Annotated in this window: 20 protein-coding genes; 7 read left to right on the forward strand and 13 right to left on the reverse strand. The window is 72.3% G+C overall.

Annotated elements, in window-relative coordinates; genetic code table 11:
- Positions 1-160: 160 nt before the first annotated feature.
- The 5 genes from H295_RS0120325 to H295_RS47550 form a co-directional block, all read right to left on the reverse strand.
- A complete protein-coding gene (locus tag H295_RS0120325) occupies positions 161-1396 on the reverse strand; it encodes a hypothetical protein (protein ID WP_020137184.1) in 1236 nt (411 codons plus the stop codon).
- A gap of 1 nt (position 1397) precedes the next feature.
- A complete protein-coding gene (locus H295_RS0120330; RefSeq protein WP_020137185.1) occupies positions 1398-2153 on the reverse strand; it encodes a hypothetical protein in 756 nt (251 codons plus the stop codon).
- Positions 2154-2166: 13 nt separating this feature from the next.
- Entirely contained in the window at positions 2167-2481 is a 315-nt protein-coding gene (locus H295_RS0120335) for a hypothetical protein (RefSeq protein WP_020137186.1), read from the reverse strand.
- Between the two features lie 80 nt (positions 2482-2561).
- Complete coding sequence (locus tag H295_RS0120340) at positions 2562-2846, reverse strand: hypothetical protein (protein ID WP_020137187.1); 285 nt, start codon at positions 2844-2846, stop codon at positions 2562-2564.
- Entirely contained in the window at positions 2843-3523 is a 681-nt protein-coding gene (locus H295_RS47550; RefSeq protein ID WP_020137188.1) for a hypothetical protein, read from the reverse strand. The genes H295_RS0120340 and H295_RS47550 overlap by 4 nt, the downstream gene beginning before the upstream one ends.
- 291 nt (positions 3524-3814) lie before the next feature.
- Between H295_RS47550 and H295_RS0120350 the strand changes: the two genes are divergently transcribed.
- From H295_RS0120350 to H295_RS0120360, 3 genes are all read left to right on the forward strand, one after another.
- Complete coding sequence (locus tag H295_RS0120350; protein WP_020137189.1) at positions 3815-4645, forward strand: lytic transglycosylase domain-containing protein; 831 nt, start codon at positions 3815-3817, stop codon at positions 4643-4645.
- A gap of 28 nt (positions 4646-4673) precedes the next feature.
- Positions 4674-5633 carry a hypothetical protein gene (locus tag H295_RS44770; protein WP_158691057.1) on the forward strand — a complete coding sequence of 320 codons (960 nt, stop codon included), beginning with the start codon at positions 4674-4676 and terminating at the stop codon, positions 5631-5633.
- Positions 5634-5810: 177 nt separating this feature from the next.
- Positions 5811-6401, forward strand: a complete 591-nt coding sequence (locus tag H295_RS0120360; protein WP_020137190.1) for a sigma-70 family RNA polymerase sigma factor — start codon at positions 5811-5813, stop codon at positions 6399-6401.
- Between the two features lie 25 nt (positions 6402-6426).
- On the opposite strand, the gene H295_RS0120365 is transcribed toward H295_RS0120360, so the two are convergent.
- Positions 6427-9360 carry an AfsR/SARP family transcriptional regulator gene (locus H295_RS0120365; RefSeq protein WP_043217655.1) on the reverse strand — a complete coding sequence of 978 codons (2934 nt, stop codon included), beginning with the start codon at positions 9358-9360 and terminating at the stop codon, positions 6427-6429.
- Positions 9361-9693: 333 nt separating this feature from the next.
- On the opposite strand from H295_RS0120365, the gene H295_RS0120375 reads away from it, so the two are divergent.
- A complete protein-coding gene (locus H295_RS0120375) occupies positions 9694-10878 on the forward strand; it encodes a polyketide synthase (RefSeq protein ID WP_020137193.1) in 1185 nt (394 codons plus the stop codon).
- A 156-nt stretch (positions 10879-11034) separates the two neighbouring features.
- Here the strand turns inward: H295_RS0120375 and H295_RS0120380 are convergent, their stop codons facing one another.
- The 7 genes from H295_RS0120380 to H295_RS0120410 form a co-directional block, all read right to left on the reverse strand.
- Positions 11035-13197 (reverse strand): SpoIIE family protein phosphatase, encoded by a 2163-nt coding sequence (locus H295_RS0120380; RefSeq protein ID WP_028809563.1) that lies wholly within the window; start codon positions 13195-13197, stop codon positions 11035-11037.
- A 197-nt stretch (positions 13198-13394) separates the two neighbouring features.
- Positions 13395-14555 (reverse strand): substrate-binding domain-containing protein, encoded by a 1161-nt coding sequence (locus tag H295_RS0120385; RefSeq protein ID WP_020137195.1) that lies wholly within the window; start codon positions 14553-14555, stop codon positions 13395-13397.
- Between the two features lie 56 nt (positions 14556-14611).
- Entirely contained in the window at positions 14612-15718 is a 1107-nt protein-coding gene (locus tag H295_RS0120390; protein WP_020137196.1) for an ABC transporter permease, read from the reverse strand.
- Entirely contained in the window at positions 15715-17262 is a 1548-nt protein-coding gene (locus tag H295_RS0120395) for a sugar ABC transporter ATP-binding protein (protein WP_020137197.1), read from the reverse strand. Before H295_RS0120395 ends, H295_RS0120390 begins: the two co-directional genes overlap by 4 nt.
- Positions 17263-17397: 135 nt before the next feature.
- The gene (locus H295_RS0120400; protein WP_020137198.1) at positions 17398-20310 is read right to left on the reverse strand and encodes a SpoIIE family protein phosphatase; all 2913 of its coding nucleotides are present in this window, start codon (positions 20308-20310) and stop codon (positions 17398-17400) included.
- A 157-nt stretch (positions 20311-20467) separates the two neighbouring features.
- Positions 20468-21436, reverse strand: coding sequence for a cyclase family protein (locus tag H295_RS0120405; protein ID WP_028809564.1), 969 nt, complete (start codon positions 21434-21436; stop codon positions 20468-20470).
- Positions 21437-21483: 47 nt separating this feature from the next.
- A complete protein-coding gene (locus tag H295_RS0120410; protein ID WP_020137200.1) occupies positions 21484-21912 on the reverse strand; it encodes a YjbQ family protein in 429 nt (142 codons plus the stop codon).
- Positions 21913-22034: 122 nt separating this feature from the next.
- Between H295_RS0120410 and H295_RS48735 the strand changes: the two genes are divergently transcribed.
- The 3 genes from H295_RS48735 (at position 22035) to H295_RS0120420 (ending at position 24097) form a co-directional block, all read left to right on the forward strand.
- Complete coding sequence (locus H295_RS48735) at positions 22035-22118, forward strand: putative leader peptide (protein ID WP_313884353.1); 84 nt, start codon at positions 22035-22037, stop codon at positions 22116-22118.
- A 138-nt stretch (positions 22119-22256) separates the two neighbouring features.
- Positions 22257-23177, forward strand: coding sequence for an ABC transporter permease (locus H295_RS0120415; protein WP_020137201.1), 921 nt, complete (start codon positions 22257-22259; stop codon positions 23175-23177).
- A 113-nt stretch (positions 23178-23290) separates the two neighbouring features.
- Positions 23291-24097, forward strand: coding sequence for an ABC transporter ATP-binding protein (locus H295_RS0120420; RefSeq protein ID WP_106960904.1), 807 nt, complete (start codon positions 23291-23293; stop codon positions 24095-24097).
- Positions 24098-24136: the final 39 nt, after the last annotated feature.

Genomic DNA, 24136 nt, shown 5'->3' on the forward strand with positions numbered 1-24136 from the left:
TCCTTTCGTGAAGTGATGGGGGTACGGCATGGGTCGAGGGCCGAGGGGAGACCGCCGGGCGCCCTGGGGGGAGGGCGTCCGGCGGCCGTCGGTCAGGGGAGGCGACAACACCGGGCCGCGGTACGGGCGTACGGCCCGGACGGCGTGGACTCCCCCGGACTCACTTGTTGTTGCCGAGGTCTCCGTCGCCGCCCTCGACGGCACCGGAGACGGTCGCACCCGCGGTCTGGGCCGCGGCCACGGCAGCGAGGACCGCGATACCGGCGGGGCCGCCCAGCGCCGCTCCGGCCTCCTTGCCCGCACCGCCCGCGGCCTTGCCCGCACCGCCGCCGCCCTTGCTCGCGCCGCTCGGACCGCCCGGGCCGGACGCGCCGCCCGCACCGCTTCCGCCGGACGCCCCGTCCGCACCGGAGCCACCGGACGCCCCACCGGTGCCGCTCGCTCCGCTCGGGCCCTTCTGCCCGCTCTCTCCGCCGGCCCCGCCGGACCCGCCGCTCATGGCACCCACCTGCACGGCACCGGTCGCCAGCTGGCTGCCCGCCTGGCCCATGGCGGCCATCGGGTCGCCGGTGCCCATGGCGGCGGTGGCGGGTACGACGAGCTTCAGCAGCGCGGGAAGTGCGATGGCGGAGAGCAGCATCACGCCGATGCCGGCGATACGGGTGTTCACGTTGGGGTTCGCACCGGTCTTGCCCTGGCTGATCATCGTCATGCCGGCGTTCAGTACGAGCGCGACCGCGGGCTTGTAGAGCAGCCAGGAGATCATCCAGCCGATGTGCTTCCGCCACCAGCCGGCGCCCCAGTCCGTCATCGACGCCGCGGCGGCCAGCGGCAGGGTGCCGAGCATGATCATCATGACGCCGAGCCGGATGTACATCAGGATCGTGTGCAGGATGCCGGCGAGCAGCAGCAGGAAGGCCAGGATCAGCAGCAGGAAGGACTGGATGTCGCTGTTGTCCCCGCAGGCGCCGATGTTGTCCAGCGCGTTCTGCACGGAGTCGTTGAACAGGTAGGTGGAGTAGCTGTCCGCGATCCTCGCCGCCGCCAGGCAGACGGTGGTGGCCGCGCCCGCGACGAGGACGACGCGCAGGATGCCCTTCAGCGCGGTGACACCGGCGGTGCCCCTGCGCTCGAGCGCCATCTTGCCGGCCGCGAACAGCAGCGAACCGACGGCCAGATAGACCACGATCCACGACGTCTTGTCACTGAGGTCGTTCGAGGTGGTCGTGTCGTCCAGAGTCGGGACGCTGTCGGCCAGCCCCGCGAACACCGCGATCGCGGCGGCGAGGATCGACTTCGCGATCAGGCCGATGACCGTCCCGACCGGGTCGCCGAGAAAGCTGAAGAATCCGGTGACCGCGTCCGCGAGCGGATTCCCGTTGCTGCACGCCGCCACGTCAGGCCCCCCAGAGTGTGTAGCCGACGGCACTCTGCTCGGTGGCCAGCTGCGAGTAGAGGCCTCCGCTTCCGTCGGGCTGGACCTTCCAGTCGCCGCCGCTCCAGCGCACCGAGACGCTGGTCGCGGCGTAGCCCTGCTCGTTCCTGATCAGCAGTCTCACGGTCGCCGCCTCACTGGTGTACGAGGTCACCCTGAACCCGGCGTAGGACGACGTGGCCGGGGCGCTGTTCGAGGCGTCCGTGTCCGGCACGGCGGTGCGCTGGAACACGAACAGGTCGCGTCCCTGCCCGGCGACCACCTGCTGGTCGGTGACGGTGCGCCAGCGCGTTCCGCTCATCTGGGTGGGGATGCCGGTGGCGGCCAGCGCGGCGCCCATGGGTGTGTGCGCGAAGCACCACCACACGGCGCCCTCGATTCTGGTCGGCCCCGCCGAGGCCGAGACCGGCACCCGCCCGATGCTGACCGGGTGCCAGCTGATGTCCTTCGGCACGGACGGGGGGATCGCGTCGCCCGCGCTGTCGTCGGTACGGCAGCCGCCGGGACGGCCGTCCTTCCGGGTGGCGGTGCCGGACAGCGGGCCTTTGGACACCGGCGCCTGGGCTTGGCCGCCGGAGCCCGAGCCCGACGTCACCGTGGTGATCACGCCCAGGACCACGACCAGCGCGAGGAACCCCGCCGATGCCTGCCAACTGCGCTGCTTCCAGTACGGCCCGGACTCCTCGGACCGCTGTCCTCCGCGCTTGAAGATGCCCACTGTCCCGCGCTCTCTAGTTGAAGACGAACTGGACGATCGGGCCGGCCGTGGCCACCAGGACACAGCCGCCGAGCACCATGCCGAGGCGGCTCATGTGCTCCGAGCTCTCACCCCGCTTGACGGAGATGGCCATCATCGCGCCGGTGACCAGCACGCCGCAGACACCGGCCGCGGTGCCGGCCCAGGCCAGGATGCCGAGGACGAGGTTGACCTTGGTGGTCAGCGGGCCGGGGGCGTTGCTGGTCGGCTGCGGGACGTTGGCGCCGCCCGACGGTGCGGGGACGGCGGCGGCGAGGTACTGGGAGGCTTCGTGGAGCAGTGCGGACATGAGGATTCTCCGAGGAGTCGGCGCCCGGCCCGAATGGCGGGCCGGGCGGTGAACTGGCTGTACTGGAAGGCCTGTTGGTCTCAGGGACCCAGAAGGGTCAGGTCGCCGAGGAACGTGACGAGCGGACCGGCCGTGGTGGCGATCACGCAGCCCAGGACGACGAAGAAGACCCCGCGGAAGTGCTCACCGCCCTCGCCCGGGTCGCCCCGGCGCAGCTGGAGCGCCATCTGCATGCCGACGATGATCAGTCCGGCGACGCCGCAGGCCGAGGCGCACCAGCAGAGGGTGTTGATGATCAGGTGGCCGTCGTCGCCCGGGTCGTACCCGTCGGCCAGGTACCGCGCGGCTGCTGGGAGTTGCCTCACGACCTGGCTCCCTCGCCGTAGACGTCGCTGCCCACCAGCCGGGAGAGCGTGACGAGTTGCCTGGGGACGTACTTCATCGTGCTGTCCGTGCGCCACGCCGGGATCCACGGCACACGGTGCACGTGGGCGACGGAGCGCAGCACCCGGATGCGGCGCAGCAGAGCGATCGGCAGCCGCCCGGGGGCGTCGGCGACCAGCACCACGGCCAGCAGTTCGAGCCCCTGCGGGGCGTTGCCGTCCTTGAGCGCGCCGAGCGCCCGGGACACGGACCGCAGACCGCTCGCGCTGGTCCGGCCGACCAGGACGATCCGGTACGGCTCGCCCCGCGCGGGCTCGGGCCAGCGCTCGCCCACGTCCACGCCGCCGAGGGCCTCGACCAGCGAGCTCGCGCCGGAGCCGCCGTGGGCCTTGACCCACCCGACCTCCTCGCGCGACCGGCCGCCCGCCGCCCTCCCGGCTCGTTTCGACCGACCCCGGCCCTGTTCCGCCGGGAGGCCCGAAGAGGCCTTGCGTGCCGGTGAGTTGGACGAGGACGAGGTGACCTGCCGTACCGCGGGTGCCCTGGTGGTGGTCTGCCGTGCGGCGGGCGCCGGGGGCCGGGAGACGGCCGGGGCGATCTGGCGCGGGGCGGACGGTACGGCGTTCCGCGTCCGCGGTGCCGGTGCCTCCTGCCGCACGGGGGCGGTGGTGCCGCCGTCCGTCTCCGGCTGTGCCGGCTGCGTGGACTGTGTGGGCTTTGGGCCCCGTACCCATGACTGCGGGATCGCTTGTGGTGCCGAAGGAGTGCCCACGATGTTCTTCCCGCCCCCCTCCTGGCTCGTGCTTCCGCTGCTCTGACTCATCCGGTTTCCGCTGTTCTGAACCTTTTTGCCACGGGCCCCGTTTCGGTCTGGCGGGTCCGTCGGACAGCACAACGGGCCATGTGGCCACAGCGGTTCAAGACGAGTCGAAGAAGGCGGAGGACACGGATGGGTGCCGGAGAGAGCGAGAACGGCGCAGGCTCGAACGCCGTCGTGTACGGCGTGGCGAGCGCCGGCGTGGGCGGCTGCGTGATGATCCCGCTCGCCGTGGCGGGCGCCGTTCCCCTGATCATCATCTTCGGCGGGCTGGGGGTCCTGCTCGCCCCGCTCATCGCGCTGATCCTGCTCTTCGGAGGAGGTGGCGGCAGCGCCGACGACTACAGCGGCGACACCGACACCGCGAACCAGATGGTGGCCGTCCTCCGGGGCGACGGGAAGGGCGAGCTGGACACCGCCACCGTCCCCTCGGACCTGGTGGACCCCATCAAGAAGGCCGGCGAGCAGTGCGACGCGATCGGCCCGATCGTCATCGCCTCCCAGTTGGAGAAGGCGTCCGGCTTCAACTCGGCGCTGGTCGGCCCGCACGGCGAGACGGGCATCGCACAGCTGACGCCGGACACCTTCAGCAAGTACGGCAAGGACGACGACGACAACGGCAAGACACAGGCGACGGACAACAAGGACTCGATCATGGCCCTGGCCCGCTCCATGTGCGATCTGGCGAGCCAGGGACAGGCCCTGCTCGACAACGGCACGGTCGTGAAGACCACCGACAAGGACGGCAACACCACCAACAGCGTCCTGGACCTCGCCCTGGCCGGCCATGCCGTGGGAATGGACGCCGTGAAGGCGGCCAAGGGCGTCCCGCAGTCGAACGACGCCCTGAGCTACGTCCTCGCCGTCCGCGCCCAGTTCGCCAAGTACCAGGGCATCGCGGCCCCGCCGTCGGGCGCCACCCCCGGGGTCACCCCCACCTCGACACCGACCGCCACGAACTGACGCTCCCCCACCCGACCGGACCCACCGCATGAGGAAGACAGCCATGGACCTGGACCACTTCAAGGTGTACGTCACCGACGAAGGCCTCGCCGAGATCAACGGCGACCCGCTCGTCCCCGCCCCCGGTCAGTCCGTGCACGAGGCCGTGCTCGACGCGTTGCACCGGTACGCCGAGGAGTCGGGCACGGCCGTGGACGCCACGGTCGGTGACGGCCCCGGCACGGCCCACTTCGTCCTGCGGGTGCTGCCGGACGGCTCCAGCCACGTCCTCGCGTCCGGATCCGGGGAAACACCGGAACCCGAACCACGGTCGGCCTCCGAGCCGGAACCCGGGCCGGCCTTCGAGCCGTCCGCCGACGCCGCGTCCTCGCCCACCGTGACCGCGGCGCCCGTCCCCCTGGACTCCGGCTCCGCCTCCGTCTCCACGTCCGCCATCGCCGGCGCGATCGCCCGCGCCCGCGCCACCGCCGTCACCGGTACGACCGTGCGCGGACCCGCCCCCGGTCCGACCGTGCGGGAACCCGTCCCCGGTATCGACGCGCCCCCCGCCGCGCTGTCCGAACAAATCGGCCGTATCAACGAGTTGGGGGTCGCCGGCCGGCTCGACGAGGCGTTCGTCAGGGCGACCGCGCTGCGCGAGCGCCTGACCGGTTCGGTGGGCGCCGAGCATCCGCACGCGCTGGAGGCGCGGGCCCTGGAGGCCTACCTCGCCCACCTGCGCGGCGACCACCGCGAGGCCGTCGTGCTGGCACTGGCCGTGGCCCGGATCCGGTGCCGGGACCGCGACGTGCGGGCCCCGATGGACGTGGCACGGGCGGCCGCGGCCTGGCAGCGGCTCGACGACTCCCGGGCCGCCGTCACCCACGGCCGCGAACTGCTGCACATGTGGGACATGTTGAGCCGTGAGGGCGCCCTGCCGCCCGGCCACACCGAGATCGCCGAACAGGTCCGCACCCACGTGGACACACTGGAGGGGGCGTACGTCTGACCCTTCGCGGGCGACCACGCGCAGTCCGGCGCCCGCCCCCTGACCGGCGCGTCAATCGCCTCGTACACCGGGCGTCAAACAGACGTGGACCGCCCCTCGGAACACTCCGTTCCCCAAGAGCACCGCCCTGGCCCGCAGCCGGCCGGGGCGGTCGACCCGAGGAACAGGAGCACTTCCATGAACGTGACGGCCATCGGTTCGGCCAGCGCCGTCTCGTCCGAGGAACGGGCACTGCGCGACCTCTACCTGGAACACGGCCCGGCCCTGTACTCGTACGTGCTGCGCATGCTGGACTGGGACACCCACCGTGCGGAGGACATCCTCCAGGAGACGCTGCTGCGCTGCTGGAGCAACGGGAACCTGGCCGACGCCGAGGGCATGGCCGTCCGCCCCTGGATGTTCCGGGTCGCCCGCAACCTCGTCATCGACGCGCACCGGACCCGGATGGCCCGCCCGTTGGAGATCAGCGACACCACCTGGCTGGGCGACATGCACTCCGAGGTGGACGACATAGAACGGATGCTGTCGTCCATCGTGCTGCACAAGGCCCTGGAGACGCTCACGCCCGCGCACCGCGAGGTGCTCCGGGCGACGTTCTTCGCGGACCGCACCACCCAGCAGGCCGCGGACGACCTGGGGATTCCGCGCGGCACCGTCAAGTCCCGCGTGTACTACGCGCTGCGCAGCCTGCGCCTCGCCCTGCGGGAGCACGGAGTCGTGGTGGAGGAGGCATGGCAGGAGAGGGCGGAGCCGGACATCGCCTGCTGAGCGAGCGGCCGAAGCCGTGAGGGCGTCAACGGCCCCTCGGCGCCCCGGGTTCACCGGTGTCCGGTTCACACAGGGCCGAGCCCACCTCCTCGGCCTCCGGGTGGCCCACCTCCTCCAGCAGCGCGAGGGCCGACCTCAGCGCCTCGCGGGCCCCGTCCCGGTCACCGGTGGCACGGCGGGCGTCGCTGAGATGACGCAGGACGTCGGCTTCGAGATAGCGGTCGCCGATCATGGCGAACAGGCTCACCGACCGCTCGAAATGCTCGATGGCGTCCGTGTACCGGCCGAGGTGGTGGAAGGCGTAGCCGAGGGTGTCCTGCGTCGAGGCCGCTCCGTAGGGGTCGTCCATCTCCTCGTGGAGGGCCAGACCCTCCCGGCAGCAGTCGAGGGCCTTCTCGTGGTCGCCGATCAGGATGTACGTCCAGGCGACCTCGTTGAGCACACCGGCCTCGCCGTTGCGGTCGCGCTCGGCCCGGAGGAGGGCGCGGGCCTGTGCGTAGTGGTCGAGGGCGGCCGGGCGCCGGTCGGTCCGGTTGGCCAGGTAGGCGAGGGCACGGTGGACGCGGGCCTGACCGAACGGGTCGCCGGCGTCACGGAACAGCTCCAGTGCGCGGGCGAGGCACCTCGACGCGGGCTCCGCGTGGTGAAGTTGCGAGTGGGCCACGCCCAGACCGCACAGGGAGTACGCCTGGCCGAGGGGATCGCCGAGTGTCCGTGCCGCCCCCAGCGCCACGCTGTTGATCTTCAGGAGGTCGTGCCAGAACCCGAGCCGGTTGAAGTAGACGTCCAGGGCCGCCGCGGTGCGCCAGGCGTGTTCGTCGTAACCGTGGGCGGCGGCGTGTTCGACGATCGCGCTCAGGACGTACCGCTCCGTGCGCAGCCAACCGGTCGCCTGTGCACGGTCGTTGAACCGAAGGGGCTCGCTGCCCGTTGTGCTCGGCGGCAGAGCGATGGGCTCGCGGAACGGACCGAGGACGGAGAAGGCGTTGTGGGCGGTCCGCAGGAAGTGGTCGTGCATCCGCAGCAGAGCCGCGCCGCGGGTGCTCTCGCCGTCCTCGGCCTCGGCGAGTTCGGCGGCGTAGGCGCGCAGCAGGTCGTGGAAGACGAACCGGCCCGGAGCGTGTTCGTTGAGCAGGCTCGACCCGGTGAGTTCGGTCAGCAGCGCGCGGACTTCACGCAGTGGTGCGCCGGTCAGTGCGGTGGCCGCGGCGGTGGTGATGTCGGGCCCCGGATGCAGGGCGAGCCGGCGGAAGAGTCCGGCCGCCTCGGGCGACAGGGCGTGGTACGACCAGGAGAACACGGCCCGGGCGTCGGTGCCGGCGTCGTCGCCGACGAACGCGTCGAGGCTGCCGTGGTGGTCCCGGAGTTCCTGGGCGACGTCGGCGAGCCGGAAGCCGGGACGGTGGGCCGTGCGGGCCGCCACGATGGCCAGGGCGAGCGGCAGCCGGGCGCACAGCTCGGTGATCGCGGCGACGGCCTCCGGTTCGGCGTCGACGCGTGCGCCGCCCAGCCGCCGGCACAGCAACTCGTGCGATTCCCCGGGGCTCAGCAGACCTGTCGTGAGCGGATGGGCACCGTGCCCGGCGACGAGACCGCCGAGCCGTCTGCGACTGGTGACGATGACGAGGCTGCCGGGTGTGCCGGGCAGCAGGGGCCGTACCTGTTCGGCGTCACGGGCGTTGTCCAGCACGATCAGGAAGCGCCGGTCGGCGAGGATGCTGCGGTAGAGGGCGGCCTGCGCGTCGAGTTCCTCCGGGACGGCCTGGGGGGCCATGCCGAGCGCCACGAGGAACATCTCGATCGCGGAGCCCGGAAGCATCCGGGAGCCCTGCGGGTCGTACCCGCGCAGGTTGACGTAGAGGCTGCCGTCGGGGAAGCGGTGGGCGACCCGGTGGGCCCAGTGCACGGCGAGGGTGGTCTTGCCGGTCCCCGCCATCCCGTCGATGACGCCGACGACCGCGGTGCCGGGCGGGCCGTCCCCCTCGGGCAGCAGGGCGGCGAGGGAGTCGAGTTCGGCGCGGCGACCGGTGAACAAGGGAAGATCGGCGGGGAGTTGGGCGGGGCTCACGGCTCCGGCCCGGCGGCCGGGCAAGGCGGCCTGCGACTCCGGAGCCGGCGCGGCACCGGGGCTGTCCGGGGTGTGGGTGTCGGCAGCCGGTCCGGCGAGGGTCGGCGCGGCGAGCGCGGGGTCTCCGGCGAGAAGCCGTACGTGTACGGCACGCAAGGACGGTCCCGGCTCGATGCCCAGTTCCTCGACCAGCAGGCGGCGGGTGCTCGCGTAGGCCTCCAGCGCCTCGGCCTGCCGGCCGCACCGGTACAGGGCGGTCAGCAGCAGCTCGACCACCGACTCCCGCAGCGGATGCGCAGTGCGTAACGCCAGCAGTTCCGGCACCGCCGCCTCGTGACGGCCCAGCTCCAGCTCCATGGACAGCCGCAACTCCATTGCGCCCAGGCGGCGTTCAGCCAGTTCGGTCCGCGCGGACTCGGCGTACGGACCGGGCACGCCGGCCAGTGGCGCACCGCCCCCGGCGGTCTGCACGGCACGCAGCAACCGCACCGCGCCGGTCGTGTCACCGACGGCCCGGCAGCGCTCGGCCTGCGTCAACGCCTCCTCGAACTCGGCCAGGTCACTGGAGATCAGGTCGCTGCGCAGGGCGTATCCGTCCCCGACGGAGACCAGCAGCCCGGACGGCCGCCCAGGCCTGCGCTCGGGCTCGAACAGCTTGCGGAGCCGTGAGACGTAGGTGCGCACCATCGCGACAGCACCTGGAGACGGCCGCGCGCCCCAGACCCCGTCCACGAGATCGGTCACCCCGACCGGCCGCCCCCGGCCGAGCAGCAGCGCCGCGAGCACCGCACGTTGCTGAGGGGACCCAAGCGCCAGTTCGACGGGCCCCCGCCAGGCACGCAGCGGGCCGAGCAGGGCGAACCGGAGGCTGGGCGGTGCGCTTTCCTCCACGGTCCAGCACAGTAGCGACCAAGACGCCGAACACGAATACGAATAGTTGTTTCCGGCCACACGTTGACCGGACCTGTGGCTCACCCCGGGAACCTCAGCCGCACCCCGCGCTCGGCGTCGCCGACGTCGGCGGTGTGCGCGGTCTCACGCATCGCGGCACCTCCCGAGTTGCCCACATCACAGCGCGAACACCCCTGCGACAGCCATGCTCGAAACGGACACTGAGCCCTGAAACGGTGCGCACCGTCGTCGAATTGGATGAATCACTTCCAAGTGGCCTATGACACAGCGCCCGTGGCAACCCCACCCGCTCCCTCCAGAAAGGCGCCCGTCATGGCCGCTTACCTGTGCCCGCCCGCCGTGATACACGGCCGGCACGCCGTCCGAACCAGCCAGATCGTGGACGAAGTGCGCGGTCGGCACCCGAACGCGGCGTGGGCGCCGCGGATCGACGGCATCGCGGCCAGCACGGGCATCGAAACCCGTGGCTGGATGCTGCCGTTGGAGGCCGCCGTCGCGCCCGGCAACGGAAGCGTCCTGACGGCCGCCGGCAGCGGGCCCGCCCGAGAGGCACTGGCGGGTGACGGGTTCACCGAACAGGAGGTGGATCGCGTGATCGCCGCCCTCGAGGCGGTACCCGCGCCGCAGACCGTCCAGGAGCGCACCGCGCCGGCCTGGTCGGCGGTGCAGTCCTACGGCGAGCGTGCGGCGCGCGGGGCCCTGCAGATCGCCGGGCTGGACGCCGCGGACGTCGACTGTCTGATCACCAGTCACTCCACCACCCCGGCACTGCCGGGGCTGGACGTCTCCCTCGCCAACAGACTCCCGCTCCGCCGCGACGTACTGCTGCTGCCGGCCACGCAGTGGGCGTGCATAGCCGGGACCCGCTCCCTGGCACTGGCGGCGGATCTCGTGGCCGCGGACCCCGACCGGGTGGTCCTGGTCGTGATCGCGGAGGCACTGAGCACGACCTACCAGCCCGCGGACGACACTCTGGAGTCCCTGATCGTCCGGCTGCTGTTCGCGGACACCGCGGTCGCCGCGGTGGTCACGGGCCGCCCGAGGCCCGAGTCGGTGCTGCGGCTGGACGCCGCATGGCACCACACGCTGCCCGGCACCCAGGACCTGCACCGCCTGGAGACACGGGAGGACGGCACCCACTTCGTGATGGACCGGCGCGGGCCGCGCGCCGTGCAGGAGACGGTCACCGCGATGTGGGAGTGGTTGCGCCTCCGATACCGGAACGCCCCCGGCTCCTGGCACCCCGACGTCCTGCTCGCCCACCCCGGCGGGACGCGTGTGCTGGAGTACATGGAGCAGACCATGCCCGACGGCTGGCCGTCGGGGCTCCTGCGCTACAGCCGGGAGGGCTACACCAGCGGCAATCGCGGAGGCGCCGCCGTGTTCGACATCATGCGCAGGGCCTACGACGCCGGGCAGAAGGCGGGCAGCCGTGCCGTCCTGTACGCGGCCGCCCCGGGCCTCACCGCCACCGCTCTGGAAGGCGAGTGGCTGTAGCGGGGACGGACTCGCGTCCCTCGTGACGCCCGTGCCGTCGCCCGACGAACAGCTCCCGCGCTGCCCGGTCGCCGCCCGGCCGAAGCCACGCCACCACCCGGCCAGAGCCTCGCCACCAGTTCACTGACGCCTCGTCACCGCCAGGCCGCCACCCCGTCACCGCTCGACCGAAGCCCACACCACCTTGCCGGTGTCCGTCCACCGCACCCCCCAGCGGGTGGTGAGCCCGTGCACCACGTGCAGGCCACGGCCGGCGTCGTCGAGGAGCCCGCCCGGCCCGATCCGTGGTCTGCCGTTGCCGGTGTCGCCTACCTCGCACCGCAGCCCGTGACCGGTCCTGATCAGCCGTACCGTGATGGGTCCGCCGGCGAAGCGGACCGCGTTGGCGACCAGTTCGTCGACCACCAGCAACACGCTGTCCCTGGTGTGCTCTCTGGTGCGCCACTGCCCCAGCAGCTCGGAGACCAGTGCGCGGGCCCGGGCGGCCGCGTCGCCGCGGGCGGGCAGACGCCATGTCGCGGTGTCCCCCTTGCGGTAACCGATCATGCGGGCGATCAGCAGAGTCACGTCGTCGCGCCGGCGCTTCGGCGCCACCGCCGAGACCACGCGCCGCGCGGCCTGGTCCAGGGCGTCCCAGGGATGCACCGAGGACACGGCCTCCGTCAGCCTGTCGATGCCCTCGTCGATCGACAGGGCGGGATCCTCCACCAGGCCGTCGGTGTAGAGGGCGAGCAGGGAGCCCGGGGGCGCGCAGAACGCGTGCACGTCGTACGGCTCCCGCAGCGCGAACTCGGCGCCCAGCCCGGGGTGGGGGTGTATCGCGACCGGGCCGGCGGGCCCCTCCGGGGGGACCAGGACCGGGGGGAGGTGGCCGGCGCTGGCCACCTCCACGTGGTGGCTGACCGGGTCGTACACGGCGATGCAGCACGTCGACCCGAGGGCGCTGTAACCGGCGGCCAGCCCGGACTCCGCGTCGTCCAGCAGCGACACGGTCTCGTCCAGGTGCTCCAGCACCTCGTCGGGCGCCAGCCCCGCCGACAGCAGCGCGCGGGCCTCCATGCTCAGCTGTCCCATGGTCGCCGCGGCGCCCAGCCCGTGCCCGACGACGTCTCCGACCACCAGCGCGGTGCGGCCGTCCGGCAGCGGAAAGCTGTTCACCCAGTCGCCGCCGACGCCCGCGCTGTCGGGGGTGGCGGGCTGGTAGACGCCGGCCGTCTGGATGGTGTCGCCGCCGGACCGTGGCAGCAGTCGGCGTTGCAGGGCCAGCACCTGTGTGTGCTCGCGCTGGTGCTGGCGGGCCAGGTCCACGTGGTGGGAGGTCCTGGCCACGAGCTCCTGCAGATCCAGCAGCTCGCTGTCCGCGAAGGGGCGGTCCGCCCGCCGCCAGACCTCAGCGACACCGAGGACGACGGGCGGCGTGCCGTCCAGGACCAGCGGTATGCACGCGACGGCCGCCGCCTGGTCGCCGGGCACCAGGGCACGCACCATCCGGGGAGTTTCGAGCACTCGTTCGATCGCTTCCCGGTCGGGTATGACGATGGCCTGCGCGGCGTCGTCACGCCGTATGGCCTGCGACAGCAGCCGACTCGCATCGCCGGGAAGATCGTCGCCCGGGGTCACGTAGCCGTCGGGCCACGCCCGGTCCGGCACCAGGGCCGCCCGCCGCAGCCGCAGGCGCCCCTGCGGCTGCTCGGTGACCGCCTCACCCGTCCAGACGGCGAAGTCGAGGTCGATGGCGGTCACGTCACCCCAGGCCAGCAGGGACTCCGCCAGCGACTGCGCGGTCTCGCCGATGTCCAACGAGGTACCGATCGCCGTCTCGGCGGCATACAGATGCAGCCTCCTGGCCATGGCGATCAGGGAGACGGTCAGGCCCTCCTGAGGCGCCGCGGCGGCCAGGATGCTCATCGAGACCACCAGCTCCGAACCGTCGCCGCGACGCAGGCGCTGGACCCGGGCCACGTGCGGTTCACCGGTCTCGAGGACCTGCCGCAGGCGCCGGGTGACCGTCGGTACGTCCGAGGGAGGCAGGAGATCGACGAAAGGGCTCCCGGCCCTGGCCTCCACTCCCGCGAAGACCGGGGCGTCCAGATTGCAGCGGGTGATTCTCAGGTCCCGGTCCAGATTGACCGCGCCGAGGATTTGCTCCTGACCGGCGGGGGCCGGGTCGTCGGACACGTCAGGGCGGGCGGCGTTGTCCCCCTGAGAGTCGGCGGAACCGGCGGCCGCTGCCGCTCCGTCGGCTGGCATGTACTGACCCAAAGCGCTGCTGACCATGTCGAACGGTGACGCAGACGAGGGGGGTGGGGTGGAGTCCATGCGACTCTCTCAGCTCGCTCGCCGACCCCGGCACCACGTCGGAGCCGTACCAGAACCCGGGCGACAGGGTCCCGGGATTCTTGACCGCAAACCTCATTCAATAACACCCGGGGCCGCTTCGCCCACACCAGCGGGCCCGACGGTGCACCCTCGGGGCCGCTGGACGAGCTGGACGACGGGCTGCTGCGGGGCGTCGGTCACGAGCCCCAGATCTTCCGGTACGCCTCCCGGTATCCCACCGGGTCCCAGGTCGTGGCGCCCTGGCTGTTGTCGGCCGTGCTGATGTGGACGGGAGCCACGTACCCGCTGGCCGGACGGCCGGAGAAGGCCCGGTTGAACTCGTCGATGATCTGCCAGCCCTGCAGGGACAGCGGCTCCGGCACGGTCGCCGCCTGGTACTGCTTGCTGTTGATGCGCTGGAAGGCGGAGGGGTCGCCGTCGCCGGCGCCGATGTTGAAGGGCGGGCCGGAACCCTTCTTGCCGGCCGCGCGGAACGCCGGGGCGGCATCGGCGAAGTACAGGTCGTTGATGGCGACGGAGTGGGTCCATCTCTCCTGGAAGCGGGAGAGCAGTGCGGAGATCTCCCGGGACGTGCGGCTGCCGGCATCCGGGATCGGGATGTTCTCGTACGCCAGCAGCTCCACCCCCGCGCAGGTGGCCAGCTCCTTGCCGATCAGGTCGGACTTGTACTTGGCGAAGGGGATCGAGGCATCGGTGAAGACCACGGCCCCGGCTGTGCCGCCGGAGCTCGAGATGACCCACTGCGCACTGGCACGGGCCACCTCCTCGACCTGGGTGGTGACGTTGGTGAAGAGCCTGGGGCGTCGGCTGGGGCCGGGGGAGGCGACTGCGTGCCAGCCGACGAGCGGGATGCCTGCCGCGTTCGCACGCGTCACCTGCTGCGAGGTCGAGCCCGGGTCGAAGCCCCCGACGACGATGCCCGAGGGTCTGACGTCCACGGCCTCGCTCATCGCCGCCTGGATGCCGGCGGGGGTGCCGCCGCCGTCGATCACCCGGACGTCCCAGCCGATGACGCGCGCGGCTTCGCGCACGCCGTCCGCGGCGCCCGCGACTCCGGGATTGGTCATGGTCTGAGCGACGTAGACAAGGGTCTTGCCGGACACCGCGGTGGGCCCGCTGGTCGGTCCGTTCCAGGGGATGTCGGTCCGCTCTGCCCGGCTGACGGCGGCCTGTGCCCTGGCCTGGACCGCGGGGCAGCCACTCGCACCCGAGGCCGGGTGCGCCGGGCCGCCCGACGAGCCGCGCTCACAGCCGGCCAGCACGAAGACCCCGACCACCAGGGCGGTGGCGGTGGACCTGGCGTTGCGGACGGTGGGGGTGTTGCGGTTGCGGTGCACGGAAGCTCCTTGCGGAGGATGCCGTCCGGGCACTCTGGCGGTGCCCACGGCGTGGGTCATGGAGGGCTGCCCTGCGTGCCTCCGTCCGAGGTCACGGCGGGCGGATCGCGGGTGACGGCCGCGCCGGTGCGCAGCCGGCGACGAGCGGACCAGCCGGCCAGCCCGACGGCGAGGAGCAGGGTGCCGCCGTAGAACAACGGGACCGTCCAGAAGTCGCCGCCCATCTGGGCGATGCCGGTGAGCCCGACGGCGAGGACGGCGACGGCGACGAGCGTGCCCAGGGCGTTGGGGCGGCCCGGTTTGATGGCCGTGGAGCCGAGCAGGGCGCCGACGAACGCGGGCAGCAGGTAGTCGAGGCCGACGCTGGGATTGCCGATCTGCTGCTGGGCCGCGAGCAGCACTCCGGCGAAGCCGACGATCAGCCCCGACGCGGCGAAGGCGTAGATGGTGTACCTGCGGGTCGGGATGCCGACCAGGTCGGCGGCGCGCGGGTTGGACCCGACGACGTACAGGTACCTGCCGAGCGGCAGCCGCTCCAGGACCACCCAGAGGGCGACCGCGAGCGCGAGCACGTAGAAGGCGGGAACCGGCAGGCCGAGGAACGACGAGTCGTAGAGGTCGGTGAAGGCGGCCGGGAGGCCTTGCGGGCCGGGGACGATCCGGCCGCCGCCGGTGACCCATCCGGTCACCGCGTACATCATGCTGCCGGTTCCGAGCGTGGCGATGAAGGAGTCGATCCGTCCGAATTCGACGACGACACCGTTGAGGACGCCCACGACACCCTCTCCGGCGATCACCGTGAGGCAGGCGAGCGGCCAGGGCCATCCCTCGACCACGACGAGCTGCATCACCATGACGTGCGCCAGGCCGAGGCCGTAGCCGATGGAGAGGTCGAAGGCGCCGGTCACGATGGGGACCATCGCGGCGAGTGCGAGGACGGCCGGGATCGACTGGTTCGACAGGATCGAGTCGACGGTGTCCCGGGTGGGGAAGGTGCGCGGCAGGGTGAGGGAGAAGATCAGGAGGAGCAGGGCGGTGAGGGCCAGGAGGCCGTAGGCGCCGACGAGTTGCCCGCCGCGGCCGTGCGGTCGGGCGAGTCGGCTCGGTGTGCCCGGGCGACGCCGTCGTGGCGGGGGCGCGGCCGGGGAGGGGGTGCCGGTCACGGGCTCGCCGCGGTTCCGGAGGAGGGCAGGGCCGAAGCGGCCCGGGTGAGCCCGGTGACCGTGAGGGCCGGCCCGGTCAGCTCGGCCGTCACGGAACCGCGGACGAAGACCAGGGCGCGTCGGCACACGCTCGCGACCTCCTCGAAGTCGCTGGAGACGAGCAGGACCGCGAGGCCCGCGGCCAGCGCCTCGTCGAGCAGGCGGTGGATCGCCGCTTTGGCACCGATGTCCACGCTCGCCGTCGGTTCCTCGAGGATCAGCAGGCGCAGGGACGGCCGCAGCCAACGGCCGATCATGACCTTCTGCTGGTTCCCCCCGGACAGGGTGGCGATGGTGGCCTCGCTGTCGCGTGGACGGACCGCGAACCGTTCGATCAGGGTGCCGGCCTCGGCGCGTTCGCGGCGGGGGCTGATCCAGCGCAGCGCCGACAGGCCTCCCGCACGGGGGTTCGCCAGCAGGTTCTCCCTCACCGTGAGCCCGATGAGGCAGCCCTCGCGCTGCCGGTCGCCGGGCACGAGGGCGACGCCGCGTCCGACGGCCTCCGCGACCGTACCGGGCCGGTACGGGCGAGCGCCGAGAAGGGCCCGTCCGCCGAGAAGGGGGCGGCTGCCCGCGAGGGCCCGGGCCAGCTCCATGTGCCCGGCGCCGGTGAGGCCCACCAGGCCGAGCACTTCCCCCTGTCCGAGCTCCAGAGCGACCGGTCCCGTGCCGGCGGTGCGCACCCCGTCCAGGGTCAGCACGGCCGGGCCGCCGGGCGGGGCGGTGAAGGGTCGGTGGCCGGTCGGTTCCTCGCCGGTGATGTCGCGCACCAGGCGGGCGGGGCCGTGGCTCGCCGGCGAGCCGTGGCTGACCACGCGTCCGTCGCGCAGCACGGCGAAGGCGTCGGCGACCTCGTACACCTCGTCCAGGCGATGGCTGACGTAGAGGATGCCGTGCCCCCGGTCGCGCAGGGTGTGCAGGACGCGGAACAGCCGGGCGCAGTCCGCGGCGGGCAGGCGGGCGGTCGGCTCGTCGAGGACGATGAGGTCCGCCCGCGCCGCCAGGGCTCGTGCGACGGCGACGAGCGAACGCTCGGCCGGGGCGAGGCCGGCGATCGGCGCGTCGGGGTCGAGATGTCCGGCGACGATCCGCAGGGCCTCGGTGCAGTGTTCTCGCGTTAGCCGCCACGAGATCAGCCCGGCGCGGCGCGGATAGCCTGCGCTCAGGGCGATGTTCTCGGCCACCGTCATCCACTCCACCAGGCCGAGATCCTGGTGGATAAAGGACATGCGCCGGGAAGCGGCGTGACTCCCGAGCGGGTGCCCGGCCACGGTGACCTGCCCCGAGTCGGCGTGGTGGACGCCGGCGAGCACCTTGATGAGCGTGGACTTCCCGGCCCCGTTGGGACCGAGGAGGGCGAGGACGCTGCCGGCGTGGACGTCGAGGTCGACCCCGGCGAGCGCGAGGGTTCCGCCGAACCGCTTGGTGAGTCCACGAACACGGACCAGAGGTTCCGCCCCGCAGGGCGGGACCGCATGCGCAGAGGTGGCGTGGGCCTCGTGCACGGATCTCTCCGGGGTTGGACCTGGTGTGTTCTTCCCGATGTGCATCAGCGATATTAGTCGCACATATCGCACATTTTCTGGTGTCTTGCCGCGGTCTGTTACCCCAACGGAGCAGTGGATCACCGGGGTGGGGCCTCAGGGTCCGTCGAGCCCGCATTCGGCCCAGATGACCTTGCCGTCGGGGGTGTAGCGCGTGCCCCAGCTCTGCGCCAGCTGCGCGACGAGGAACAGGCCGCGGCCGCCCTCGTCGGTGCCGGCCGCCTGGCGCAGGTGCGGGGCGGTGTTGCTGGTGTCGGAGACCTCGCAGATCAGGGTGCGGTCGTGGAGGAGGCGCACCCTGATGGGCCCCGCGCCGTGGCGGATGGCGTTCGTGACCAGCTCGCTGAGCACCAGTTCGGCGGCGAACGAGGCCTCGTCGAGCCCCCAGTCGGCCAGTTGCCGGGTGGCGCGGGCGCGGACCTCGCTGACCCGGGCCGGATCCGCGGGCAGGTCCCAGGTGGCGATCCGCCGGGGGTCCAGGGCGTGGGTGCGGGCGACGAGCAGGGCGATGTCGTCGCAGGGGTGGGCGGGGGCCACGGTGTCGAGTACCGCCTCGCAGGTCTCGTCGGGCGTGCCTCCGGCGCCGGTCAGGGCGGCGCTCAGCTCGTCGAGGACCACGTCGACGTCGCGGTGACGGTCCTCGATGAGGCCGTCCGTGTAGAGGACCACCTGGCTGTTCTCGGGGAGTTCGAACTCGATGGCCTCGAAGGGCAGACCGCCGAGGCCGAGCGGGGGTCCGGCGGGCAGGTCGGGGAACCACACGGTGCCGTCGGGGCGGACCAGAGCGGGCGGGGGATGGCCGGCGCGGGCCATGGTGCACCGCTGGGTGGTCGGGTCGTAGATGGCGTAGAGACAGGTCGCGCCGACGATGCCCGCGTCCACGGCGGCGGGGTCCTCGCGGTCCAGGCGTCCCACGAGCTTGTCGAGGTGGGTGAGGACCTCGTCCGGGGGGAAGTCGAGTTCGGCGAAACTGCGGGCGGCGGTGCGCAGCCGCCCCATGGTGGCGGCGGAGAGCATGCCGTGGCCGACCACGTCGCCGACGAAGAGCCCGATGCGGGTGCCGGACAGGGGTATGACGTCGTACCAGTCCCCTCCGACGTCGGATTCGGCGGGCAGGTAGCGGTGGGCGACCTCGACGGCGTCCTGGTCCGGTACGCCCTGCGGGAGCAGGCTGCGCTGCAGGGCCAGGACCATGGTGCGTTCGCGTGTGTAGCGCCGGGCGTTGTCGATGGACAGTGCGGCTCGGGTGGCCAGTTCCTGGGCCAGCGACCGGTCGTCGTCCCCGAACGGCGGCGAGTCCTGCGCACGGTAGAAGCCGGCCACGCCCAGGACGACGCCGCGGGCGACCAGGGGCACCGCGATGAGGGAGTTGACGTGGCTCAGCAGCTGTGCGGAGTGCTCAGGGTCCTGCCCGAACCAGCCCGCCGCGTCCTTCAGGTCGGGTTCCAGCACTGCCTGGCCGCTCGTCAGGCACCGCGACTGCGGCATCGTCGGTCCGTAGTCGATCCGCTTGCCTGCCGGGTGGAAGGGACAGTCGTCGTGGATGCCGTGGACCACCGTACGGCGCAGGTCACTGCCGGGATCGGCGGACTCCTCGCCGCGGAGCACGGCCTCCGGCAGGTCGATGGTGACGAAGTCGGCCAGGTGTGGCACCGCCGACTCGGCGAGCTCCCGGGCGGTCCTGCGCACATCCAGGGTGGTGCCGATGCGGACGCCGGCCTCGGACAACAGTTCAAGGCGGCGGCGCGCGGCCAGGGCGTAGGTCCCGACGTGCGGCTCCCCCACCATCACGAGCCCTCTCGCCGGGGGCCGGGAGTCGGACTGCTCGCCGGCCGTGCCGTCGCCGGCCGTGACGCGCTCGACGCCCACGGCGACAGGGCCGTGGTCCGTGCCGGGGGGACGCTCCGACGGCGGGTTGACGGGGAGCCGGCCCGGCGCCACGTCGGGGACGGCCCCGGAGAACGGGAGGGAGGTCGCGACGGCAAGCTCGGCGGGGAGGGCGAGCGGCTCGTGGACCTGACGCGGGAAGGTGCGGGACTCGCGCGGTGCGGGGCCCTCGCGGGGTGCGGGACCCTCGCGCGGTGCGGGACCGGGGACAACGGCCTCGATGGCGAAGCCCTCCACTCCGGAGGCACTCGTCATCGGCCGGCTCACGAGCGTGACCCGACGGCCGTCGGACAGGGGCACGTCGAGACAGGCCCGCTGTGCGCAGGCGATCAGCTCGGCGGCCTGCTCCATGAGGATCGCCCGGTCGCGGGGGCTCATCTCCACGGCCAGTTCCCGCACCCCTGTGCGGTGCCGGAAACCTGCGGCGGCCTCGGCTTCGCTGTCCAGGTACGCCCGCAGCAGGGCGCGCTCACGCGCGGAGCTCTGCGCCAGCAGCCGCCGCTCGATGGTCTCGGCCGCCTTGTGTATCACGCTGTCCAGCGCCGGGTCCTCGGCGCTGCGTGGATAGCCGAAGCACAGGACGCCCTCGATGCGGCCGCTGAGCGGGTCGCGGACGGGAAGGGCGCGGCAGGCACTGCCCTGGGAGCGCTCGGCGAAGTGCTCGGCACCGTAGACCCGGACGGGTTGGCGCTCGGCCAGGGCGAGACCGATGCCGTTGGTCCCTGCGACCTTCTCGGCGAACACGAACCCGGGAACACTCTGGATGGCCGGGAGAGCTCTGGCCAGCGACGCTTGTCCGAAACGGCGCAGGAGAACCGTCCCGCTCGCATCGGCGAGGGAGATGTTCATCGCGCTGCCGGCGAAGGTGGCCTCCAACCGGTCGAGCACCGGAGCGGCCGCGCGGACGATCCGCCCGTCCGGTTCGTAGTCCTCCCGGAAGGGAAGGTCGGACTGGTCCGGCGACAGGCCCAGGGTCCGGCAGCGTCGCCAGGAATCCAGGATCGGCGTGCGCACACCCGTCCCGACCGGCTCACCCTGCAGGAACCGCTCACGGAAACCGGCGGGCCCCGTGCCGCCTGGCGCACGCCCCGTCGGTATCGGATCTTCGCCGGCCCGGACCACGCTCCGCCTCACTCGCGCCTTCGCCAGTCAACCCTTCCGAAATGTCTGATATGGACGAGGATACGGGCATTGGGGGCGCGCGTCACCGTTCCCGAGGACCCTCACCCACGGTGACCGGGCCGGACCCGAACCGAACTCGGACTGAACCGGACCGGTGTCACAGGACCGCGACCGGGCTGACGGGCGAGCCCGTCCCGCCCGGGACGTTCAGCGGGGCCACGACGAGCATGAAGTCGTAGCGCCCCGCCGTCGCGGTCGCGGCGGACAGCGCTTCCAAGTCGAGGTTGTCCAGCAGCGGCACTCCCATCGCGGCGACAGCCAGGGCGTGGACCGGCGAGTGCACGCCGTCCACCGGTGAGGGCCGTACGTCACTGTCGCCGTCTCCGCCGAGCAGCGCGATGCCACGCTCGGCCAGCAGGGGCAGGGCGTCCACATGAAAGCCCGCGCTGGCCGTGTCGGGGTCCCACGCGCCGAGTTCCTCACGGCGCCGGACCTGTCCGGAGCGCAGCAGTACCGCGTCTCCCTCGCCGATCGTCACATCGAGCGCCTTCTCCGCGGCGACGATGTCCCTGGCGTGCACGGCTCGCCCCGGCTCCAACCAGTGGATGCCGAGGACGGCGGGCAGGTCGAGGAGGACTCCCCTCGTGACGAGGGACCCGAGCGTCGACACCGCGCCGAAGCGGGCGCCTGCGGCATCGACGACCTCGTGCGCCGCGCAGCCGTCGTAGAGCTGCCCCCGGTAGGCGATGTGGCACAGCGCGTCGAGATGGGTGATGCCCTTGCCGTGGTAGTCGGCGGCGATGAAGTCCTTGTGGGTGGAGGGTTCCGGCGTCTCCACGTCCCCGAGGTCGGTCATGCGGTGCAGGGCAGGCTTGCGGTTGCCGGGGCCGGGCCGGGTGTTCCACGGCAGCGCCAGCGGGACGACCGTCCCGGTCCGCACGCCCGATGCGGCCCGCCGCACATGGTCCGCGGTGACCCGGTTCCAGGCACCGCGGTCGGCCGGGGCCCAGCGACCCCACGTGCGCACCGCCTCGAAGAGTGCGTCGAACTCCCGACGGGAGACGGCGGGCCCGTTGCCGCCACCGGTCGGCGCGGGATGCGCGGCATCGGCGGAACTCGGACTCATCTGCACTCACCGCTTCCGGCGCTCTGTTAGGACCCTGCCAGGAAGGGCTAGGACCCTGCCAGGAAGGAGAAACGCACCTTGCGTTGCGGATTATCCCTGTTCGTGTCGACCAGGCACACCGACTGCCACGTCCCCAGCTCCAGGCGCCCGTTGAGGACCGGCAGCGTCGCGTGGGGCGGGACGAGGGCCGGGAGGACGTGGTCGCGGCCGTGGCCGGGGCTGCCGTGGCGGTGCTGCCAGCGGTCGTCGGCGGGGAGCAGGGTGTGGAGGGCGGCGAGGAGGTCGTCGTCGCTGCCGGCGCCCGTCTCGATGACGGCGACACCGGCCGTCGCGTGCGGCACGAAGATGTTGAGGAGGCCACCACGGCCGGCGGCCGCCTCCCTCAGGAAGGCCTCGCAGTCGCCGGTGAGGTCGACGATCCGCTCCGACGAACCGGAGGAGACGTTCAGGACTCGGGTGGTGAAAGCGTCTGACATGCTCCCATCCTCACCCCTCCGGCCGGATTCATTCGTCACCAACGGCCCATCCTGCGATACGGCAGGTCCACTCCGCGAGACACCATTGACCATGGTCGCGCGCACTGGCTAGCTTCTGCCGCATGTTGCGTTCAGCTCTGCTCACCACGCGCGGTCACATCGACCTGCTGCGGGTGGCCTCCGCCGCGTGTCGCCGCGGCCGCTGACGCCTTTTTTCTCTCACTACACCGTGCCTGGCCCGGTTCGCGCTGATCTCCGGTCGCTGAACGACCGTTGACGCGCGGCTGAACTCAGCGGCGCCCGGCCTTCTTTCACCACGCCGCTCTCCCCTCCGTGGAGCTCCCATGAGCATCAGCCATGCCCCGCCCGACTCCCAAGAACCCGATATTTACGCTATATCGGAACAGCCGAGCAGCCCCGGGGACGCCGTCGGCTCGGACGCCTACCCCGATGCCGGTCCCCTCGGCCTGGAACCCATCGTCCCCGCCTCCTCCCGCCGCACCCGTGTCCCCCGCTGGCTGCGCCGCACGACCGGCCCCGTGCTGCTGCTGGTCCTGTGGCAACTCCTGAGTGCCACCGGTGTGTTGACCCCGAACGTGCTCGCCTCCCCCGGCCGGATCGCCCAGGTCGCGGGGGACCTGATCGCCGACGGCTCGCTGGCCTCCGCGCTGACGACCTCGCTCCAGCGAGTCGCCGGCGGGCTACTGCTCGGCGTGATCATCGGCACCGGACTCGCCCTCGTCTCAGGCCTGTTCAGGGTCGGCGAGGACATCGTGGACGCCCCGGTCCAGATGCTGCGGACCGTGCCGTTCGTCGGTCTGATCCCGCTGTTCATCATCTGGTTCGGCATCGGCGAGGCCCCCAAGATCGCCATCATCACGCTGGGCGTGACCTTCCCGCTCTACCTCAACGTCTACGCCGGCATCCGGGGGGTGGACTCCCAGCTGATCGAGGCCGGGGAGTCCCTCGGGCTCTCCCGCTGGGGACTCGTACGGCATGTCGTCCTGCCGGGCGCGCTGCCCGGCGCCATGACGGGTCTGCGCTACTCCCTCGGCATCGCCTGGCTCGCGCTCGTCTTCGCCGAGCAGGTCAACGCGGACTCCGGTATCGGCTTCCTGATGGTGCAGGCGCGGGACTTCCTGCGCACCGACGTCATCGTGGTCTGCCTGATCGTCTACGCCTTCCTCGGCCTGCTGGCCGACTTCGTCGTCCGCGCTCTCGAAAGGCTGCTGCTGCAATGGCGACCCACGTTCACGGGCCGGTGAGCCCGCAGGCGTCCGAAGCGGCGCGGACATCCGGATCCGGATTCACAGGGGTCGACGGGGCTACCGACGTCGCCGCGGCCACAGAAGTCACCGGGACCGCCGAGGCCACCGTCATGGGAACCACCGAAGCCACTGTCACCGGAACCGCCGAGGCCGCCGGGACCGCCGGAGTCACCGCTTCTTCCGGCGCGGCCGCGGCGGCACCCCGCCCCGCGTACGCCGTCCGCGTCGATGGCCTCACCCGCTCCTTCGACGGCCGCCCGGTCATCGACGACCTCCGACTGGACGTCCGCCCCGGCGAGTTCGTGGCCCTCCTCGGCCGCAGCGGCTGCGGGAAGTCCACCCTGCTGCGCATACTCGCCGGGCTCGACCGGGACATCGAGGGCACCGTGCTGGTCCCGCGCCGCAAGGCGGTGGCCTTCCAGGCGCCCCGCCTCATGCCGTGGAAGAAGGTGTGGCGCAACGTCCTGCTCGGGCTGCCCGGAAAGCCCGCGCGCGCCGTCGCCGACCAGGCCCTGGAGGAGGTCGGACTCGGTCACCGCAGTGACGCCTGGCCCAAGACCCTCTCCGGCGGAGAGGCCCAACGCGCTTCCCTGGCAAGGGCGTTGGTGCGCGAGCCCGATCTCCTGCTGCTGGACGAGCCGTTCGGCGCGCTCGACGCCCTCACCCGCCTCAAGGCCCAGCGCCTGGTGGGTGAGTTGTGGCAGCGCCGCGGCTGCGCGGTGCTCCTGGTGACGCATGACGTCGAGGAGGCCGTCCTGCTCGCCGACCGGGTCCTCGTGATGGACGAGGGCGTCATCGCGCACGAGCAGGTGATCGACCTCGACCGGCCACGGGACATCGCCGACCCCCGGTTCGCGGAGATCCGCGGACAGCTCCTGGAGCGCCTCGGCGTCGACACCGCCGCCGAAGCCGCCTGAACTCCCCCACACCCGACCTCGGTTTCACAGAACGGACTC

Origin of the sequence: Streptomyces sp. 351MFTsu5.1, from assembly GCF_000383655.1 — a bacterium.
In the GTDB taxonomy this organism is placed as follows: domain Bacteria; phylum Actinomycetota; class Actinomycetes; order Streptomycetales; family Streptomycetaceae; genus Streptomyces; species Streptomyces griseorubiginosus.

What these genes read in the sequence shown, in the direction of transcription:
- H295_RS0120335 (WP_020137186.1), bottom strand. Translation starts at nt 2,481, where the DNA reads ATGTCCGCACTGCTCCACGAAGCCTCCCAGTACCTCGCCGCCGCCGTC.
- H295_RS0120350 (WP_020137189.1), top strand. Translation starts at nt 3,815, where the DNA reads ATGGGTGCCGGAGAGAGCGAGAACGGCGCAGGCTCGAACGCCGTCGTG.
- H295_RS44770 (WP_158691057.1), top strand. Translation starts at nt 4,674, where the DNA reads ATGAGGAAGACAGCCATGGACCTGGACCACTTCAAGGTGTACGTCACC.
- H295_RS0120360 (WP_020137190.1), top strand. Translation starts at nt 5,811, where the DNA reads ATGAACGTGACGGCCATCGGTTCGGCCAGCGCCGTCTCGTCCGAGGAA.
- H295_RS0120375 (WP_020137193.1), top strand. Translation starts at nt 9,694, where the DNA reads ATGGCCGCTTACCTGTGCCCGCCCGCCGTGATACACGGCCGGCACGCC.
- H295_RS0120380 (WP_028809563.1), bottom strand. Translation starts at nt 13,197, where the DNA reads ATGGACTCCACCCCACCCCCCTCGTCTGCGTCACCGTTCGACATGGTC.
- H295_RS0120405 (WP_028809564.1), bottom strand. Translation starts at nt 21,436, where the DNA reads ATGAGTCCGAGTTCCGCCGATGCCGCGCATCCCGCGCCGACCGGTGGC.
- H295_RS0120410 (WP_020137200.1), bottom strand. Translation starts at nt 21,912, where the DNA reads ATGTCAGACGCTTTCACCACCCGAGTCCTGAACGTCTCCTCCGGTTCG.
- H295_RS48735 (WP_313884353.1), top strand. Translation starts at nt 22,035, where the DNA reads ATGTTGCGTTCAGCTCTGCTCACCACGCGCGGTCACATCGACCTGCTG.
- H295_RS0120415 (WP_020137201.1), top strand. Translation starts at nt 22,257, where the DNA reads ATGAGCATCAGCCATGCCCCGCCCGACTCCCAAGAACCCGATATTTAC.
- H295_RS0120420 (WP_106960904.1), top strand. Translation starts at nt 23,291, where the DNA reads ATGGGAACCACCGAAGCCACTGTCACCGGAACCGCCGAGGCCGCCGGG.